13 protein-coding genes and 1 other RNA gene are annotated in these 17,011 nt (G+C 64.5%); 6 read left to right on the top strand and 8 right to left on the bottom strand.

Annotation, left to right across the window (positions count from 1 at the left end):
- Positions 1-42: 42 nt before the first annotated feature.
- Positions 43-1,728 carry an FAD-dependent monooxygenase gene (locus C7402_RS15105; RefSeq protein WP_116611172.1) on the top strand — a complete coding sequence of 562 codons (1,686 nt, stop codon included), beginning with the start codon at positions 43-45 and terminating at the stop codon, positions 1,726-1,728.
- A gap of 59 nt (positions 1,729-1,787) precedes the next feature.
- On the opposite strand, the gene C7402_RS15100 is transcribed toward C7402_RS15105, so the two are convergent.
- The 4 genes from C7402_RS15100 to C7402_RS15085 are packed head-to-tail and all read right to left on the bottom strand — an operon-like array spanning position 1,788 to position 7,071.
- Complete coding sequence (locus C7402_RS15100) at positions 1,788-2,027, bottom strand: formate dehydrogenase subunit delta (protein ID WP_112171360.1); 240 nt, start codon at positions 2,025-2,027, stop codon at positions 1,788-1,790.
- Between the two features lie 4 nt (positions 2,028-2,031).
- On the bottom strand, positions 2,032-4,968 hold the full coding sequence (gene fdhF / locus C7402_RS15095; protein ID WP_112171359.1) for a formate dehydrogenase subunit alpha: 2,937 nt from the start codon (positions 4,966-4,968) through the stop codon (positions 2,032-2,034).
- Positions 4,969-4,981: 13 nt separating this feature from the next.
- A complete protein-coding gene (locus C7402_RS15090) occupies positions 4,982-6,541 on the bottom strand; it encodes a formate dehydrogenase beta subunit (RefSeq protein ID WP_116611171.1) in 1,560 nt (519 codons plus the stop codon).
- Positions 6,538-7,071, bottom strand: coding sequence for an NAD(P)H-dependent oxidoreductase subunit E (locus C7402_RS15085; RefSeq protein ID WP_116611170.1), 534 nt, complete (start codon positions 7,069-7,071; stop codon positions 6,538-6,540). Before C7402_RS15085 ends, C7402_RS15090 begins: the two co-directional genes overlap by 4 nt.
- A 130-nt stretch (positions 7,072-7,201) precedes the next feature.
- Between C7402_RS15085 and C7402_RS15080 the strand changes: the two genes are divergently transcribed.
- A complete protein-coding gene (locus C7402_RS15080; protein WP_112171356.1) occupies positions 7,202-8,284 on the top strand; it encodes a substrate-binding domain-containing protein in 1,083 nt (360 codons plus the stop codon).
- A gap of 134 nt (positions 8,285-8,418) precedes the next feature.
- Entirely contained in the window at positions 8,419-8,685 is a 267-nt protein-coding gene (locus C7402_RS15075; RefSeq protein ID WP_116611169.1) for a hypothetical protein, read from the top strand.
- Between the two features lie 212 nt (positions 8,686-8,897).
- Here the strand turns inward: C7402_RS15075 and ssrA are convergent.
- The 4 genes from ssrA to ompA all read right to left on the bottom strand — a co-directional run bounded on the left by ssrA (position 8,898) and on the right by ompA (position 11,738).
- Positions 8,898-9,267, bottom strand: a transfer-messenger RNA (tmRNA) gene (ssrA, locus tag C7402_RS15070).
- Positions 9,268-9,388: 121 nt separating this feature from the next.
- Positions 9,389-10,111 carry a phosphoglycolate phosphatase gene (gene gph, locus C7402_RS15065; RefSeq protein WP_116611168.1) on the bottom strand — a complete coding sequence of 241 codons (723 nt, stop codon included), beginning with the start codon at positions 10,109-10,111 and terminating at the stop codon, positions 9,389-9,391.
- 52 nt (positions 10,112-10,163) lie between these two features.
- Complete coding sequence (gene ubiG / locus C7402_RS15060; RefSeq protein ID WP_112171353.1) at positions 10,164-10,862, bottom strand: bifunctional 2-polyprenyl-6-hydroxyphenol methylase/3-demethylubiquinol 3-O-methyltransferase UbiG; 699 nt, start codon at positions 10,860-10,862, stop codon at positions 10,164-10,166.
- 231 nt (positions 10,863-11,093) lie between these two features.
- The gene (ompA, locus tag C7402_RS15055; RefSeq protein ID WP_112171352.1) at positions 11,094-11,738 is read right to left on the bottom strand and encodes an outer membrane protein OmpA; all 645 of its coding nucleotides are present in this window, start codon (positions 11,736-11,738) and stop codon (positions 11,094-11,096) included.
- 562 nt (positions 11,739-12,300) lie between these two features.
- Here ompA and gyrA point away from each other — a divergent pair.
- The 3 genes from gyrA to serC all read left to right on the top strand — a co-directional run bounded on the left by gyrA (position 12,301) and on the right by serC (position 16,978).
- Entirely contained in the window at positions 12,301-14,910 is a 2,610-nt protein-coding gene (gene gyrA, locus C7402_RS15050; RefSeq protein WP_116611167.1) for a DNA gyrase subunit A, read from the top strand.
- Between the two features lie 154 nt (positions 14,911-15,064).
- Positions 15,065-15,670 carry a DUF2059 domain-containing protein gene (locus C7402_RS15045; protein WP_112171350.1) on the top strand — a complete coding sequence of 202 codons (606 nt, stop codon included), beginning with the start codon at positions 15,065-15,067 and terminating at the stop codon, positions 15,668-15,670.
- 225 nt (positions 15,671-15,895) lie between these two features.
- Positions 15,896-16,978, top strand: a complete 1,083-nt coding sequence (serC, locus tag C7402_RS15040; RefSeq protein WP_116611246.1) for a 3-phosphoserine/phosphohydroxythreonine transaminase — start codon at positions 15,896-15,898, stop codon at positions 16,976-16,978.
- Positions 16,979-17,011: the final 33 nt, after the last annotated feature.

Genomic DNA, 17,011 nt, shown 5'->3' with positions numbered 1-17,011 from the left:
GGGCGATACACTACGTAACGTGTCGAGCGCATGGAGGTCTGCATGGCCGTGGCATCTTCTCTCGCCCCCGTGCTCATCGTGGGTGCGGGACCCACCGGGCTGGCCGCGGCGATGAGTCTCGCGCGCGCGCATATTCCGGTGCGGCTGATCGATCGCACGCCGCAGCCCGGCCGCCACTCGAGGGCGATCGGCATTCAGGCGCGCACGCTCGAACTGTTCGAGCAGCATCGCATCGTCGAGCCGTTTCTCGAACTCGGCCACCGGGCGCATGTCGCGAATCTGTATTCGAACGGCCAGCGCCGCGCGCGGCTCGATTTCGATCCGCTTTTCACGCGCTATCCGTATCTGATCTTCATCGACCAGACCGTCACCGAGCGCATTCTCACCGAACATCTCGCGACGCTCGGCGTGGAGATCGAGCGCGGCAGCGAGCTGCTCGAATACACACAAGGCTCGGCGGGCGCGAGCGCGGAAGTGCGCCGGCCCGACGGGCGCATCGAGTCGCTGCGCTGCGCATACGTGATCGCCGCCGACGGCGCGCACAGCACCATTCGCCATCGCCTGGACATGAAGTTCGACGGCGAGACCATGGCGCAATCGTTCCTGCTCGCCGACCTGAGCGCGAGCACGCCCTGGCCCGACGACGAGTTCCACGTGTTCGCCTCGGGCGACGGGCTCGCCGCGCTCTTTCCGCTCGGCCACGGCCGCTACCGCCTGATCGCCGATCACAAGGCGATGCTGCCCGCGGCGCCCGACGGCGCGATTCCCGTGCCGACGCTGGAGGAATGCCGCGAGATCATCATGCAGCGCATGCATCATCCGGTGTCGGTCTCGGACATGACGTGGGCGTCGTACTTCGGCGTGAACAGCCGCATGGTGCGGCAACTGCGCGTGGAGCGCACCTTCTTTGCCGGCGACGCCGCGCACGTGCACAGCCCGGCGGGCGCGCAGGGGATGAATACGGGTATTCAGGAGGCCTTCAATCTGGGCTGGAAGATCGCGCGCGTGCATGCGCGCGGCGCGCCCGAGCGCCTGCTCGACACTTACCACGCCGAGCGCTATCCCATCGAGCGCCTTGTGCTCCAGCAAACGAGCTTCATGACGCAACTGGTCGAAGCCGATCACGGTCCGCTCAAGCTGTTGCGCGAGCGCGTGATGCCGGTGCTCGTGGCGCTCGGTCCATTGCGCGACGCGGCGCGTCAGGCGGTGAGCGAGCTGTCGATCCAGTACCGGCGCAGCCCGCTCACGCTCGAACGCGTGCTGGACGGCGGCCCGCGCGCGGGCGAACGCGCCCCGGACGCCTTCGTGCGTGTGGTGGACGGTCCGCTAGGCAAGGCGCCAGGCAAGGGGCGCATGTTCGATCTGCACGATCCGGCCTGCTTTTCGCTGTTCCTGCTGGTGGAGGACGATGCCGATGCCGCGCCGAAACATGGCGCGGACGCGGCCGCCGCGCTCAACCGCTTTGTCGAAGCCGTCGAGCGCTTGTTTCCGCAGGCGCTGCGGGTCTGGTGGATCGCCGATCTCGCCAATGGCGAAACGCCGCTGGCAGGCGAGGGCGCGCCTTCGCTCAGCGAATCGTACGGGCGCACGCGGCCCGCGTTTTATCTGGTGCGGCCCGATGGCTATATCGGCGCGCGGGGGCGTCCCGCGTCGGACCTCAATGCGCTGCTGCGCCACTGCGAGACGTGGTACGCCGCAACGGGCTACGCGCCGGCGCCGCCGGGTTGAACCGGCCGGCGCTGGCGCGCGCGTGATGCAAGGGGGCGGCTCGCGCCGATCAGGCGCGATCAAGCCGCCGCGGGTGCCAACGCCTCGCGATGTTTGGTGAGCGAAGCGAGCACGATTTCCGTGAAGCCCGCTTCCTCACCCTCGCCGTCGAGCGCCGCGAGCAGCGTGCGGCGCATGCGCGGCTCCCAGAACTTGCGGATGTGCTCCGCGATGCCCGTGAGCGCCTCCTCGCGATCGGGCAGCGAGTCGAAGAACATGCCGATCTGGTTCGCCATTTCGATCAAGTGGTCCGCTTTCATCGCCTTATTTCCCTGAAGTGGTAAGCGGTTCGCGCTTGCTCAGCAGTTCGAGCTGGGTCGTGTTGAAGCGCGAGTACTCGCGCTGCCATTCCGAGGGCTGCTGCACGTGGCTCACCTGCACGGCCGTCACCTTGTACTCGGGGCAGTTCGTGGCCCAGTCCGAGGCATCCGTGGTGATGACGTTCGCACCCGACTCGGGGAAATGGAACGTCGTGTAGACCACGCCCGGCTGCATGCGCGTGCTGACCTGCGCGCGCAGCACCGTGTGCCCGGCACGCGATTCGATCCCCACCCAGTCGCCGTCGCGAATGCCGCGGTCTTCGGCGTCCACCGGATGGATCTCCAGACGGTCCTCCTCGTGCCAGCGCGAGTTCTCGGTGCGGCGCGTTTGCGCGCCCACGTTGTACTGCGAGAGGATGCGGCCCGTCGTGAGCAGGAGCGGGAAGCGGCGCGTGACCTTCTCCGGCGAGGCGATGAACTTCGTGATGACGAACTTGCCCTTGCCGCGCACGAACTCGTCGATATGCATGATCGGTGTGCCCTCGGGTGCGGCCTCGTTGCACGGCCACTGGATGCTGCCCATCTCGTCGATCTTCTTGTACGAGACGCCGTGGAACGTGGGCGTGAGGCGCGCGATCTCGTCCATGATCTGCGACGGATGCGTGTAGTCCATCTCGTAGCCGAGCGCGCGCGAGAGCAGGATCGTCGCTTCCCAGTCCGCGTAGCCGGCGATCGGCGGCATCACCTTGCGCACGCGCGAGATGCGGCGCTCGGCGTTGGTGAAGGTGCCGTCCTTTTCGAGGAACGACGAACCCGGCAGCAGCACATGCGCGTACTTCGCCGTTTCGTTCAGGAAGATGTCCTGCACGACGATGCATTCCATCGACGAAAGCGCGGCCGCCACGTGCTGCGTGTTCGGGTCGGACTGGACGATGTCTTCGCCCTGGCAATAAAGGCCCATGAAGGTGCCGTCGAGCGCCGCCTCGAACATGTTCGGAATGCGCAGGCCCGGCTCGCTTTGCAGCGCGACGTTCCATGCGTCCTCGAAAAGCGCGCGCGTCGTGCTGTCGCCCACGTGACGATAGCCCGGCAGTTCGTGCGGGAACGAGCCCATGTCGCACGAACCCTGCACGTTGTTCTGGCCGCGCAGCGGATTCACGCCCACGCCTTCGCGGCCGATGTTGCCCGTGGCCATCGCGAGGTTGGCGATGCCCATCACCATCGTCGAGCCTTGTGCGTGTTCCGTGACGCCGAGGCCGTAGTAGATCGCCGAATTGCCTTGTTGCGCGTAGAGGCGCGCGGCGGCGCGCACTTGCTCGGCGGGCACGCCGGTTACTTCGGCCATCGCTTCCGGCGAGTTTTCCGGCAGCGAGACGAAATCGCGCCATTGCTCGAACGCGCGCGTTTCGCAGCGCTCGGCTACGAACGACTCATTGACGAGCCCTTCGGTGACGATCACGTGCGCGAGCGAGTTGACCATCGCGACGTTGGTGCCGGGGCGCAGTTGCAGGTGATGCTCGGCCTTCACGTGCGCGGTGTCGACGATGTCGATGCGGCGCGGATCGACGACGATCAGCTTCGCGCCCTCGCGCACGCGCCGCTTCAGGCGCGAGCCGAACACCGGGTGGCCGTCGGTCGGATTCGCGCCGATCACCATGATCACGTCCGAGTGGTCGACGGAGGCAAAAGTCTGCGTACCGGCCGATTCACCGAGCGTCGTCTTCAGGCCGTAGCCCGTGGGCGAGTGGCACACGCGCGCGCAGGTGTCGACGTTGTTGTTGCCGAACGCGGCGCGCACGAGCTTCTGCACGAGGTACGTTTCCTCGTTCGTGCAGCGCGACGAGGTGATGCCGCCAATCGAATCGCGCCCGTGCTTTGCCTGGATGCGGCGGAACTCGCTCGCGGCGTAGTTGATCGCTTCTTCCCAGCTCACTTCGCGCCACGGGTCGGTGATCTTCGCGCGGATCATCGGCTTCTTGATGCGGTCCTTGTGCGTGGCGTAGCCCCATGCGAAGCGGCCCTTCACGCAGGCGTGGCCCTCGTTGGCCTGGCCGTTCTTGTGCGGCACCATGCGCACGACTTCGTTGCCCTTCATCTCGGCCTTGAACGAGCAGCCTACGCCGCAATACGCGCAGGTCGTCACGACCGAGTGCTCGGCTTGGCCCAGCATCACAACGGTCTTTTCCTGCAACGTGGCGGTCGGGCAGGCGGCCACGCACGCGCCGCACGACACGCACTCGGAGTCCATGAACGCCTCGCTCGCACCGGCCGCGACGCGCGATTCGAAGCCGCGTCCGGCGATGGTCAGTGCGAAGGTGCCTTGCGTTTCTTCACACGCGCGCACGCACCGATTGCAGACGATGCACTTCGACGGGTCGTAGGTGAAGTACGGATTCGATTCGTCCTTCTTGTCCTTGAGGTGATTGGCGCCGTCAAAGCCGTAGCGCACTTCGCGCAGGCCGGTCACGCCCGCCATGTCCTGCAACTCGCAGTCGCCGTTGGCGGGGCAGGTGAGACAGTCGAGCGGGTGATCGGAGATGTAGAGCTCCATCACGTTGCGGCGCAGCTTTTGCAGGCGGTCGCTTTGCGTGCGCACCTTCATGCCTGCTTCGACGGGCGTCGTGCACGAAGCCGGGTAGCCGCGGCGGCCTTCGATTTCGACGAGGCACAGGCGGCAGGAGCCGAACGGTTCGAGCGAGTCGGTCGCGCAGAGCTTGGGCACGTTGATGCCGGCTTCGACGGAGGCGCGCATCACCGAAGTGCCGGCCGGCACCGTGACGCTTTGACCGTCGATTTCGAGCGTGACGTCCACGTCGGCATGACGCAGCGGCGTGCCGAAATCGGTGTCGTCGAAGGGCGAGCGCTGCTTCATCGCCGCTGATTTGCAGGCGCAATTGCCGGAACCGCAACCACCGGCTTGGGACATGAGCGTGTCGGACATGGTGGTTCCTCGTTCAGGCGTTTGCCGCGTGTTGCGCGACAGATTCGAGACCGAAATCTTCAGGGAAATGGTTGAGCGCGGAGATCACGGGGTAGGGCGTCATACCGCCCATCGCGCACAGCGACCCGGACACCATCGTGTCGCACAGGTCGCGCAGCAGCGTGACCTGCTTCTCCGACGTGTCGCCCTTGCGGATCTTCGCGATCACCTCGACGCCGCGCGTCGAGCCGATACGGCAGGGCGTGCACTTGCCGCACGATTCGAGCGTGCAGAACTCCATGGCGTACTGCGCGAGTTCGGCGAGATTCGACGTGTCGTCGTGCACGACGAGGCCGCCGTGGCCCACGACCGCGCCCACTGCCGCATACGCTTCGTAGTCCATGGGAATGTCCCACTGGCTTTCGGGCAGATAGGTGCCGAGCGGCCCGCCCACCTGCACGGCGCGCGCCGGACGGCCGCTGGCGGTGCCGCCGCCGTAGTCGACCATCAGTTCGCGCAGCGTCACGCCGAATGCAAGCTCGACGAGCCCGCCGCGCGCGATGTTGCCCGCAAGCTGGAACGGCAGCGTGCCGCGCGAGCGGCCCATGCCGAAGTCCTTGTAGAACGCCGCGCCCCTGGCAAAGATGATCGGCACCGTGGCGAGCGTGATGACGTTGTTGATGACAGTGGGCTTGCCGTACAAACCGGCGAGCGCGGGCAGCGGGGGCTTCGCGCGCACGATGCCGCGCTTGCCTTCGAGCGATTCGAGCAGCGCCGTTTCCTCGCCGCACACATAGGCGCCCGCGCCCTTGGCCACGAACAGCTCGAAGCGCTTGCCGCTGCCGAGCACGTCGTCGCCGAGCCAGCCTGCCGCGCGTGCGCGCCGGATGGCTTCTTCGAGCGCCGCGATCGAATGCGGATACTCGCTGCGCACGTAAATATGGCCGACGGTGGCGCCCACCGCGATGCCCGCGATCGTCATGCCCTCGATCAACACGTACGGATCGCTTTCCATGACGAGGCGGTCGGAGAACGTGCCCGAATCGCCTTCGTCGGCATTGCAGACGATGTACTTCTGGTCGGCAAACGCGTTCGCGACGGTGCGCCACTTGATGCCGGCCGGGAACGCCGCGCCGCCACGGCCGCGCAGGCCGGACTCGACGAGCGCTTCGCAGATATCGGCGCCGGTCATCTTCAACGCGTTGCGCAATCCTTCGAGCCCGCCGTGAGCGACATAGTCGTCGGTGGAAAGCGGATCGGTGATGCCGATGCGTGCGAACGTCAGACGTTGCTGTTTGCGCAGATACGGGATCTGTTCGACGAGGCCGACGCTGCGCGCGTGCTGGCCGCCTTGCAGGAAACCGGCGTCGAAGAGCGCAGCCACTTCGTCGGCTTCGACGTTTGCGTAGCCGACGCGGCCATCGGCCGTTTCGACCTCGACGAGCGGTTCGAGATAGAGCAGGCCGCGCGAGCCGTTGCGCACGAGTTCGATGCTCGCGCCACGCGCGGCGGCTTCGCGTTCGATCGCTTCGGCGATGGCATCTGCGCCGAGTGCGAGCGCCGAGGAGTCGCGGGGAACATAGACGCGTGTCATGCGGCCTCCTCGGTGCGGGCGACGGCGGCGACAGTGGCGAGTGCAGCAGCCAAGAGCTTGTCGAACTTCTGCGGGGTCACTTTTGCGTGCAGCGTGCCGTTAATCATCATGGCGGGCGAGAGCGCGCATTGGCCGAGACAGTAAACCGACTCCAGCGCGACCGGGCCATCGTGCGCATGCGCATGCTCGCCGTCGTGACCGTGTTGTCCGAAACGGCAGCCGGTATGCGCTTCGACGTGCTGCGCCAGCGCCTCGCTGCCCATGCTGCGGCACGCTTCGGCGCGGCACAGCTGCACGGTGACCGGCGCGGGCGGCGCGGTGCGGAAGTGGTGGTAGTAGGTGATCACGCCATGCACTTCGGCGCGCGAAAGATTGAGCGCTTTCGCGAGCGGCGCGATGGCGGACGACGGCACGAAGCCGGCTTCGTCCTGGATCGCGTGCAGGACGGCAAGCAAGGTGCGGCCTGGCTGCACGTGACGCCGAACGAGATCGTCCGGCGTGCGAACGGTTGTCACGGTTGTCTCTTCCATAGTGGGGCTTCTCCTGGGCATATATGCACTTGTTATTCATAAAGTGTGCATCTATGCTCCGGTTGTCTTGTTGTCTGATCGAACAATAGGCCCGTGGTAAGGCGGACGCAATAGGAAGGATGACTTCATAATGATCAAGGTGGAATGCCAGGCGCAACTGGTCGTGCGCGACGCGGACGGCCGCGAGGCAAGCCTGACGGACGTTGTGCCGTTGCTTGCGCTCGTCGCGGAAGAAGGCAGCATTGCGCAGGCCGCGCAACGTAGGGGTTTGTCCTATCGCCATGCATGGGGCGTTTTGCGGGAAGTGGAAGAACGCCTGGGCGGCGCGTTGATCGCGAAGGCGCGCGGGCGCGGCTCGGTGCTCTCCGAACTGGGCGAGGCCGTGCTGCGCTCGCAGCGCCTGTGCGGGGAGCGGCTACAGGGCAACCTCGAGGCGCTGGCGAGCGAAGTGGCGAGCGATCTGAACCGCTGGCTCGCGCCCGCCGCGCAGGATCTGCGCATCCATGCGTCGCACGGCTATGCGGTGGCGGCGCTCGTGACGGCGCTGGTCGCCGACCAGGTGCCCGTGGAGATCAAGTACCGCGATAGCGCCGACGCGATTACCGCGCTGGCTCGCGGCGAATGCGACCTTGCGGGCTTTCACTTGCCGCGCGGCGACTTTCGCGCGGCATGCGCGAATGCCTACCGCAGCTGGCTGGACCCGCAACGGCACGTACTGATCCATCTCACGCAGCGCAAGCAAGGGCTTTTCGTCGGGCGCGGCAATCCCAAGCAGGTCAAGGGCCTCGCCGACCTCGCGCGCGGCGATATCCGCTTCGTGAACCGGCAGCCGGGCTCGGGCACGCGCATGCTGATCGACCTGCTGCTCACGCGCATCGGCGTCGATCCCGAGCGCGTGAACGGCTACGCGTCGTCGGAGCTCACGCATTCGGCCATCGCTGCGTTCGTGGCGAGCGGCATGGCCGACGTGGGCTTCGGCGTGGAACCGGCGGCGCACCATTTCGGGCTCGATTTCATCGAGATTGCCGACGAAGACTACTATTTCGCGTGTGATCGCGGTCATCTCGCGCACGAGCCGCTGGCGACTGTCCTCTCTTTGCTGCGCGGCGCCGGCTTTCGCGCGTCGGTTGCGCAGCTGGAGGGCTATGAACCGGCCGCGTGCGGCCACGTGGTGGAGCTCGATGCCGCGTGGGGCGGCCCGCAGCAAGCCTGAGCCGTAGTCGCTCCCGTTGTAATGGAAAGCAATCGATAGATTCGGCGGCGATGCAGACTTCGGCGCTTTTTGTGATACTTTCAGTTCGTATTCGTTCTCAAGTTTCAGATGCGCGCCCGTCGCGCCGATCGCCCATGAAATTCGTCCTCAAAGTTGGTGCCGCAGCCGCCACGGCCGCGGCGTTGTTCGCTACGTTCAACCTTGCTTTCGCACAGAACTCCCCCGGCGTCCCCGGCGGCATCCTCAGCGATCAGTTCAAGTTCAACGAGCATCCCCAGATGCAGTTCGCGGCCTCGGCGCCGACGGGCAAGTATCAGCATGGCAAGCCCACCGCGGCGCGCAAGCGTGGCGATATGGGCGATCCGAATGGCTGCAATTTGCAGTGCCCGCAGGACAATTAACGATGTGAACGCGGCGTAGCGCGATTTTTGCGATGCATGGAGGGAAAAGCTCGCGAAGCCCGAAAAGGCTGTCGCGAGTTTTTTATGGCCGTACGGAAGGGGCGAGTGCTGGCCGTGCTGTCGGCAATCTGCTCGACACCCGAAACAAAAAACCCCGCCTGCCTTGCGGCAGCGGGGTTTCGCCCGGCTCGTCGGGGACGAGCGGGAATGTCTGGTGGAGCCGGCGGGAATCGAACCCGCGTCCAGAAGCAGTCCATAACCAGTTCTACATGCGTAGTTCTGTCATTTGATTTAACCGCAGCGACGCGGACGAACACGCTGCGCTACGGCGATTCACTAAATTTTCGACCTTGGCGTCGTGACGCCGCCCAGGCTTAACTGACGTAAATGACCTCTGGCGGTATTGCTACCGGTCTTGCGACGCTAGCCCGTCAGTGAACTAGGCAGAGGACGGCGGCCCTTAGGCTGCCAGTGCGAACGTATCGTCGTTTGCAGTTACGTTTTTCCCATTGATTAACGAGGTGACGGGTCCTCGGCATGCCCTGATTACTTCGTAACCCCTGTCGAAACCAGGTCGGCCCCAGAGGAAGGGACGATTATCCCATAGTTCGCCATATGAGGCGAACCGCGCCCGTTTCAAGGGCGCTTGGCGCGGTGGCCGCTTGTCGCCGCGCAAAAGCCGCGCGGCTTCGCCACGGCTCGCTCAGGCGCCTTTGCCGATGTGCTGGAGCAGGGCGAGGAGCGTCGCGGTGGTATCGGCGAGATATTGCGCGTTCCACTGCTCGGGCGGCACGTCGTTGCCGCAGTAGCCGTAGGCGGCGGCGATCGTCGCCATGCCGGCCGCCGCGCCGGCCTGCACGTCGCGCAGGTCGTCGCCGACGTACACCACGCGCTGCGGCGCAATGCCGAGCGCCTCGGCCGCGTGCAGGAGCGGCGCGGGATGCGGCTTGGAGTAGGGGGTCGTGTCGCCGCTCACCACGCAGCTCGCGCGCGTGTCGAGGTGCATGAGTTTCACCAGCGGATCGGTCAGGCGCGCGACCTTGTTGGTCACGATGCCCCAGCGCACGCCGCGCGCGTCGAGGTCGTCGAGCACCGCGTCGACGCCGGCGAAGAGCGCCGTTTCGACGCGCAGGTTCGCTTCGTAGTTGGCGAGGAATTCCTCGCGCATCGAGGCGAACTCCCGATCGTCGGGACCGATGCCGAATGCGCCGCCGATCAGGCCGCGCGCGCCCGCCGAGGCGAGCGGACGCAGCTTCTCGAGCGGCGTGGGCGCAAGGCCGCGCGCATGGCGCATCTGGTTGACGGCGGCCGCGAGGTCGGGTGCCGTGTCGGCGAGGGTGCCGTCGAAGTCGAATAGCACGGCGTCGCAGGCGGCAAGCGCCGCGCCGCCGTCCGCGGCAGGTTGAGCGTGGAGGGTTGAGTTCATGTCGGGCAGGAAAGGGCGCGCCGGCCAGCGGCGCGCCGTTGCGGGCTTCCGGTCAGGCGTCGCGCCGGCAGGCGATCATGTAGTTGACGCTCGAATCGTTCGAAAGCGCGAAGTGCCGCGTGAGCGGGTTATACGTGATGCCCTTGATTTCAGCGACCCGCAGGCCGGCCTCGCGCGCGAACGCGGCAAGCTCCGAGGGTCGGATGAAGCGCGCGTAATCGTGCGTGCCCTTGGGCAGCATTTGCGCGATGTATTCCGCGCCGATCACGGCCAGCAGATAGGACTTCACGTTGCGATTGAGCGTCGAGAAGAACACCCAGCCGCCCGGCTTCACGAGCGTCGCGCATGCCTTCACCACTTCGGCGGGCTGCGGCACGTGTTCGAGCATTTCCATGCAGGTCACGACGTCGAACGACGCGGGCTCTCGCGCGGCGATCGCTTCGGCCGCGATCAACTCGTAGTCCACGGTGACGCCGCTTTCCAGGCTGTGCAGGTCGGCCACGCCGAGCGCTTCGCGCGACAGGTCGATACCCTTCACATTGGCGCCAAGCCCCGCCATCGACTCGGAGAGGATGCCGCCGCCGCAGCCGATATCGAGCACGCGTTTGGATGGGAGATGCGCGTGGCTGTCGATCCAGCCAAGGCGAATGGGGTTGAGTTCGTGCAGCGGCTTGAATTCGGCGTTCGGGTCCCACCAGCGATGAGCGAGATCGCTGAACTTCTGTAGCTCGTGGGGATCGGCATTCGTCATGTCGTGGCAGCCTGAAGCGCGGTGCGGGTCAGAAAGAATAAACCCCGAGTATATAGGCGGGTGCGCAGGGCGGCAAAATGCCACGCCATACGGCAAAACTTTCAGGAACGATAAACCGCGCGCGAAAACAGGCGAAATGAAAGGAGGGGATAAGGGTGGAAAAGGGTAAGGCGCGGGATAAAAAAAGCCCCGCTGAAGCGGGGCTTTGAGACTTGCTGTCGCAGCTCGCGATTACTGCTTTTGCGTGCCGACGACTTCGACTTCCACGCGACGGTCCGGTGCGAGGCAGGCGATGAGAGCCTTGTGGTTCTTCTGGTTGCAGCCCGTCGTAACCGGGTTGCGCTTGCCCTTGCCTTCCGTGTAGATACGCTCTGCCGGAACGCCCTTGCTGACCAGGTACGACTTCACGGCTTGCGCACGGCGCAGCGACAGACGGTCGTTGTAGGCAGCCGAACCGATACGGTCCGTGTAGCCCGTCGCAACGACGACTTCGAGGTTCAGCGCCTGGATCTTGCTTGCCAGGTCGTCCAGCTTTTCCTTACCAGCCGGCTTCAGGATGGCCTTGTCGAAGTCGAACAGGGCATCAGCCTGGTACGTGATCTTCTGGCTGGAGATGGCCGGCGGCGGCGGAGCGACCGGCGGTTGCGGTGCCTGGGCGACCAGGGCGCCATCGCACTTGGCGTTGGCGGTGGCCGGCGTCCAGAATGCATCGCGCCAGCAAAGCTCGTTCGTGCCGTTCATCCACACGTATTCGCCGGTACCATTCACCCAGTTGTCATTGACGGCTTGTCGCGACGCCGGCACCGATTGTGCCTGAGCGGATGCAGCCACAACTGCGGTAGCTGCAATGAACGCGAGCTTTGAAAGTTTATTCATATTTCTCCTCTCGAAATTGAGATTACCGCAGGTTTACTGCGAGCCATATGACGAAGACAAGTCATACATTGCTCGAAGTATAACATTGGCAAGTTGTGGGGAACGTTTTGCGTTGTGTAGACTTCGAGCAGTGTCTAACTTTGTGCGTTGGCATTTTGCCATATCGTTCCCGTCCTACGATAAAAAAAATCTGCCCCTTTCATCGGGGCTAGTCGAACGTGGTACGCCCGCAACAAAAAAGTTCCCTCAATTTTACCTGGTAGTGCGCCTGGGTGGCGGGTGTGAGGCACATTGTCATCCAAATCGTTTGCGGTGCATCTGATTCTGGTTCGCACTGCGGCGTTTGCGCCACGCTCAGGGCGTTTTTGAGCGCTTCGGGCTCACCCCTCTAATAGGTATACGCAGTCAGCGGGCGGGGGTGCCGTGCGTGGTAGAATCGCGTGATGCGCTGCGTCCGCGGCGTCCATGCGACAGCTGGGCTTTCGGCGGTGACCGTTCGTGACCCCGCTTCTCCTTTGAAGCGGGGCGCTGGCACACCGCGTGCCCAAATAAGACATCGATAATGGATCAATTCGCCAAAGAGACTCTGCCAATCTCCCTCGAGGAGGAAATGCGCCGCTCGTATCTCGATTACGCGATGAGCGTGATCGTCGGGCGAGCACTTCCGGATGTTCGTGACGGCCTGAAGCCGGTTCACCGGCGCGTGCTCTACGCGATGCACGAGCTGAACAACGACTGGAACCGCGCGTACAAGAAGTCGGCGCGTATCGTCGGCGACGTCATCGGTAAGTACCACCCCCACGGCGACACGGCGGTCTACGACACGATCGTGCGCATGGCGCAGGACTTTTCCCTGCGCTACATGCTGGTCGACGGCCAGGGCAACTTCGGTTCCATCGACGGCGACAACGCCGCCGCCATGCGTTACACCGAAATCCGCATGGCGAAGATCGGCCACGAGCTGCTGGCCGACATCGACAAGGAAACGGTCGACTTCGGGCCGAACTACGACGGCAGCGAAAGCGAGCCGCTGATCCTGCCTGCGCGCATCCCGAACCTGTTGATCAACGGTTCGTCGGGTATCGCGGTCGGCATGGCCACGAATATTCCGCCGCACAATCTCAACGAAGTTGTCGACGCCTGCCAGCACCTGCTGAAGAATCCGCAGGCGACGATCGACGAGTTGATCGAGATCATTCCCGCACCCGATTTCCCGACCGCCGGCATCATCTACGGCGTGGCGGGCGTGCGCGACGGCTATCGCACCGGCCGCGGCCGCGTGGTGATGCGCGCGGCCACGCACTTCGAGGAAATCGATCGCGGCCAGCGCATGGCGGTCATCGTCGACGAGCTGCCGTACCAGGTGAACAAGCGTTCGCTGCTCGAGCGCATCGCCGAGCTCGTGAACGAGAAGAAGCTCGAAGGCATTTCGGATATCCGCGACGAGTCGGACAAGAGCGGCATGCGTGTCGTGATCGAGCTCAAGCGCGGCGAAGTGCCCGAGGTGATTCTCAACAATCTATACAAGGCGACGCAGCTTCAGGACACGTTCGGCATGAACATGGTCGCGCTGGTGGACAACCAGCCGAAGCTGCTGAACCTGAAGGAAATGCTCGATCATTTCCTGTCGCACCGTCGCGAAGTGCTCACGCGGCGCACCGTCTACGAACTGCGCAAGGCGCGCGAACGCGGCCACGTGCTCGAAGGTCTCGCCGTTGCGCTCGCGAACATCGACGAATTCATCGCGATCATCAAGGCGGCACCCACGCCGCCTATCGCGAAGCAGGAGTTGATGAACCATTCGTGGGATTCCTCGCTCGTGCGCGAGATGCTCGCGCGCGCGGAGCAGGAGAATTCGGCGGCAGGCGGCCGTGAAGCCTACCGTCCGGAAGGTCTGAATCCGCAATATGGTATGCAGACCGATGGTCTCTACCGGTTGTCCGACACGCAGGCGCAGGAAATCCTGCAAATGCGCTTGCAGCGCCTGACCGGCCTGGAGCAGGACAAGATCATCGGCGAGTACCGCGAAGTCATGGCGCAGATTGCCGACCTGCTCGACATCCTTGCGCGCCCCGAGCGCGTAACGGTCATGATCTCCGACGAACTCACCGCGATCAAGAGCGAATTCGGCGACGCCCGCCGCTCGAAGATCGAACTGAACGCCACGGAGCTCAACACCGAAGACCTGATCACGCCGCAGGACATGGTGGTGACCATGTCGCACACCGGTTATGTGAAATCGCAGCCGTTGTCGGAATATCGCGCCCAGAAGCGCGGAGGTCGCGGCAAACAGGCGACTTCGATGAAGGAAGACGACTGGATCGACACGCTTTTCATCGCCAACACGCACGACCACATCCTGTGCTTCTCGAATCGCGGCCGGGTGTACTGGGTGAAGGTGTATGAAGTGCCGCAGGGCTCGCGCAATTCGCGCGGCCGTCCGATCGTCAACATGTTCCCGCTCCAGGACGGCGAAAAGATCACGGTCGTGCTGCCGGTCAAGGAGTTCTCGGCAGACAAGTTTGTTTTCATGGCCACCGCGCTGGGCACGGTCAAGAAGACGCCGCTCGAAGCCTTTAGCCGCCCGTTGCGCAAGGGTATTATTGCGGTCGGTCTCGACGACGGCGACTACCTGATCGGCGCCGCCATCACCGACGGCGAGCACGACGTGATGCTGTTCTCCGACGCCGGCAAGGCCGTGCGCTTCGACGAGAACGACGTGCGCCCGATGGGCCGCGAAGCGCGCGGCGTGCGCGGCATGCAACTGGAGGAGAGCCAGCAGGTCATCGCGCTCCTCGTGGCGGGCGACGAGCAGCAGTCGGTGCTCACCGCGACCGAGAACGGTTACGGCAAGCGCACGCCGATCACCGAGTACACGCGTCACGGCCGCGGCACGAAGGGCATGATCGCGATCCAGACTTCGGAGCGCAACGGCAAGGTGGTTGCGGCCACGCTCGTCGACTCCGAAGCCGAGATCATGCTGATCACGACCACAGGTGTCCTGATCCGCACTCGTGTGTCGGAGATTCGCGAAATGGGCCGTGCAACGCAAGGTGTTACACTCATCAGCCTTGACGAAGGCACCAAGCTCTCGGGGCTTCAGCAGATCGCCGAGGCGGACGCCGAAGGTGAGGGCGAGCCAGGTGAGGGTGAAGACGAAGCCGAGGCGTGATCCGTCAGATGGGCCCGCGCGAGCGGGCCTTTTAGCAGGTTTTGGCTATTGTCAGGTAAATGAATGGTTTGCCGTGCGGACCGGCCGGCGGGCGCAAAGCGCCCCGCAGTCCCCGCGGCAGCACAGCTCGATTAATTTCTCAAAGGGAGTAATGATGCAAAAACGATTCAAGCAGGTGATGTTGCTGGCCGCTCTCGTGCCGACGTTTGCCATGGCTCAGGCGCTCCAGAACCAGGCGCCCGCCCAGGCACCGGCCGCGGCCGCAGCACCCGTCGATCCGGCCAAGCAAGCCGCGATCAAGGACCTGCTCGACGCGATCGACGCTCAGAAGCTCGTCGGCGCAATCGGCAACAGCGCCCAGATGCAAGCCAAGCAGCTCGTCCCGGCCATCCTGTCGGACGCGCTCTCGGAAAACAAGACGATGACGGACAAGCAGAAGCAAGCTGCCGTTCCGACGCTGCAAAAGAACGCCGTGCCGAAGCTGGTTGACTCGGCAGGCCAGGTCTTCGCGACCGACTCCTTCAAGTCGGACGCCATGCAAGCTCAGTACGACGCCTACGCGAAGTACTACAGCACGCAGGAAATCAAGGATCTGACGACGTTCTACCGCAGCCCGACCGGCCGCAAGTTCATCCAGGTTCAAGACCAGGTTGGCCGCGACGTCGTCAACAGCCTGATGCAGAAGTACATGCCGCAGTCGATCAAGGCAACGCGTGACCAGGCCGACAAGGAAGTCGCATCGGCCAAGGTCGGCAAGTAAGCCTTCTGGCGCAGCGCGCCCGCTGCCCAGCCCCGGCGACGCAAGTTAGCGGGGCTGGATCGGACGCCTGAGGCAGGCAATGCACCGGGCGGCCCGCGTTGGCGGGTTCCCGGCGACAATGCGATAATGGTCGTTTGCGCGATAAGCGCGAGCGGCCATTTTCTTTTTCCGGCGCGTTTTCCGGCGGTTTTTGCCATAGCGCCTGCCTCGGGGATCTTTTTTACGATGCGCGTCTACAACTTCTCAGCCGGACCGGCAGCATTGCCCGAAGAGGTCCTGCGCCAGGCCGCCGACGAAATGCTCGACTGGCATGGCAGCGGCATGGGCGTGATGGAAATGAGCCATCGCGGTCCGGAATTCATGCAGATCCACAGCGAGGCGCTGCTCGATCTGCGCGAACTGATGCAAGTGCCCGCGAGCCACCAGATTCTTTTTCTGCAAGGCGGCGGCATTGGCGAGAACGCGATCGTTCCGCTCAACCTGTTCGGCACGAAGCCGCGCGCCGACTTCGTGGTCACGGGCTCGTGGTCGCAGAAGTCGCAGAAGGAAGCGCTCAAGTACGGCGAGGCGCATATCGCCGCGACGGGCCGCACCGAGGCCGGCTTCACGCATTCGCCGCCGAAAAGCGAGTGGAAGCTTTCGGACGACCCCGCCTACGTGCACCTGTGCACGAACGAGACGATCGACGGCGTGGAGACCTTCGAGATTCCCGACCTCGGCGACGTTCCGCTCGTGGCCGACGCTTCGTCACACATTCTTTCGCGCCCGATGGACATCGCCAAATACGGCGTGCTCTACGGCGGTGCGCAGAAGAACATCGGCATGGCGGGCGTGACGGTCGTGATCGTGCGCGAGGACCTGCTCGATCGCTCGATGCCGATCTGCCCGTCGGCGTTCGAATGGAAGACCGTGGCCGCGAACAACTCGATGTTCAACACGCCGCCCACCTACGCGATTTATATCGCCGGGCTCGTGTTCAAGTGGCTCAAGCGCCAGGGCGGTCTCGAAGTCATCGAGGCGCGCAATGTCGAAAAGGCGAAGCTGCTGTACGAGACGATCGACGCGAGCAGCTTCTACAACAACCAGGTGGAGCGCCGCGCGCGCTCGCGGATGAACGTGCCGTTCTTCCTCGCCGACGAAACACGTAACGCGGATTTCCTCGCCGGCGCCAAAGCGCGCGGGCTGTTGCAGCTGAAGGGCCACAAGTCCGTCGGCGGCATGCGGGCATCGATTTACAACGCGGTGCCGCTCGAAGCAGTGAAGGCGCTGGTCGAGTACATGAAGGAATTCGAAGCGAAGCACGCGTAAGCGCCGGGCCGCGAGGCCCCCGAGCGCCGCGCG

It is taken from the genome of Paraburkholderia unamae, assembly GCF_003096875.1.
Taxonomy (GTDB): domain Bacteria; phylum Pseudomonadota; class Gammaproteobacteria; order Burkholderiales; family Burkholderiaceae; genus Paraburkholderia; species Paraburkholderia unamae.
The sequence above is the reverse complement of the archived record's forward strand: the minus strand, read 5'-3'. Positions and strand labels throughout refer to the sequence as shown.

Coding starts and splice junctions, on each gene's coding strand:
- C7402_RS15105 (WP_116611172.1), top strand. CDS start 43: ATGGCCGTGGCATCTTCTCTCGCCCCCGTGCTCATCGTGGGTGCGGGA.
- C7402_RS15100 (WP_112171360.1), bottom strand. CDS start 2,027: ATGAAAGCGGACCACTTGATCGAAATGGCGAACCAGATCGGCATGTTC.
- fdhF (WP_112171359.1), bottom strand. CDS start 4,968: ATGTCCGACACGCTCATGTCCCAAGCCGGTGGTTGCGGTTCCGGCAAT.
- C7402_RS15090 (WP_116611171.1), bottom strand. CDS start 6,541: ATGACACGCGTCTATGTTCCCCGCGACTCCTCGGCGCTCGCACTCGGC.
- C7402_RS15085 (WP_116611170.1), bottom strand. CDS start 7,071: ATGGAAGAGACAACCGTGACAACCGTTCGCACGCCGGACGATCTCGTT.
- C7402_RS15080 (WP_112171356.1), top strand. CDS start 7,202: ATGATCAAGGTGGAATGCCAGGCGCAACTGGTCGTGCGCGACGCGGAC.
- C7402_RS15075 (WP_116611169.1), top strand. CDS start 8,419: ATGAAATTCGTCCTCAAAGTTGGTGCCGCAGCCGCCACGGCCGCGGCG.
- gph (WP_116611168.1), bottom strand. CDS start 10,111: ATGAACTCAACCCTCCACGCTCAACCTGCCGCGGACGGCGGCGCGGCG.
- ubiG (WP_112171353.1), bottom strand. CDS start 10,862: ATGACGAATGCCGATCCCCACGAGCTACAGAAGTTCAGCGATCTCGCT.
- ompA (WP_112171352.1), bottom strand. CDS start 11,738: ATGAATAAACTTTCAAAGCTCGCGTTCATTGCAGCTACCGCAGTTGTG.
- gyrA (WP_116611167.1), top strand. CDS start 12,301: ATGGATCAATTCGCCAAAGAGACTCTGCCAATCTCCCTCGAGGAGGAA.
- C7402_RS15045 (WP_112171350.1), top strand. CDS start 15,065: ATGCAAAAACGATTCAAGCAGGTGATGTTGCTGGCCGCTCTCGTGCCG.
- serC (WP_116611246.1), top strand. CDS start 15,896: ATGCGCGTCTACAACTTCTCAGCCGGACCGGCAGCATTGCCCGAAGAG.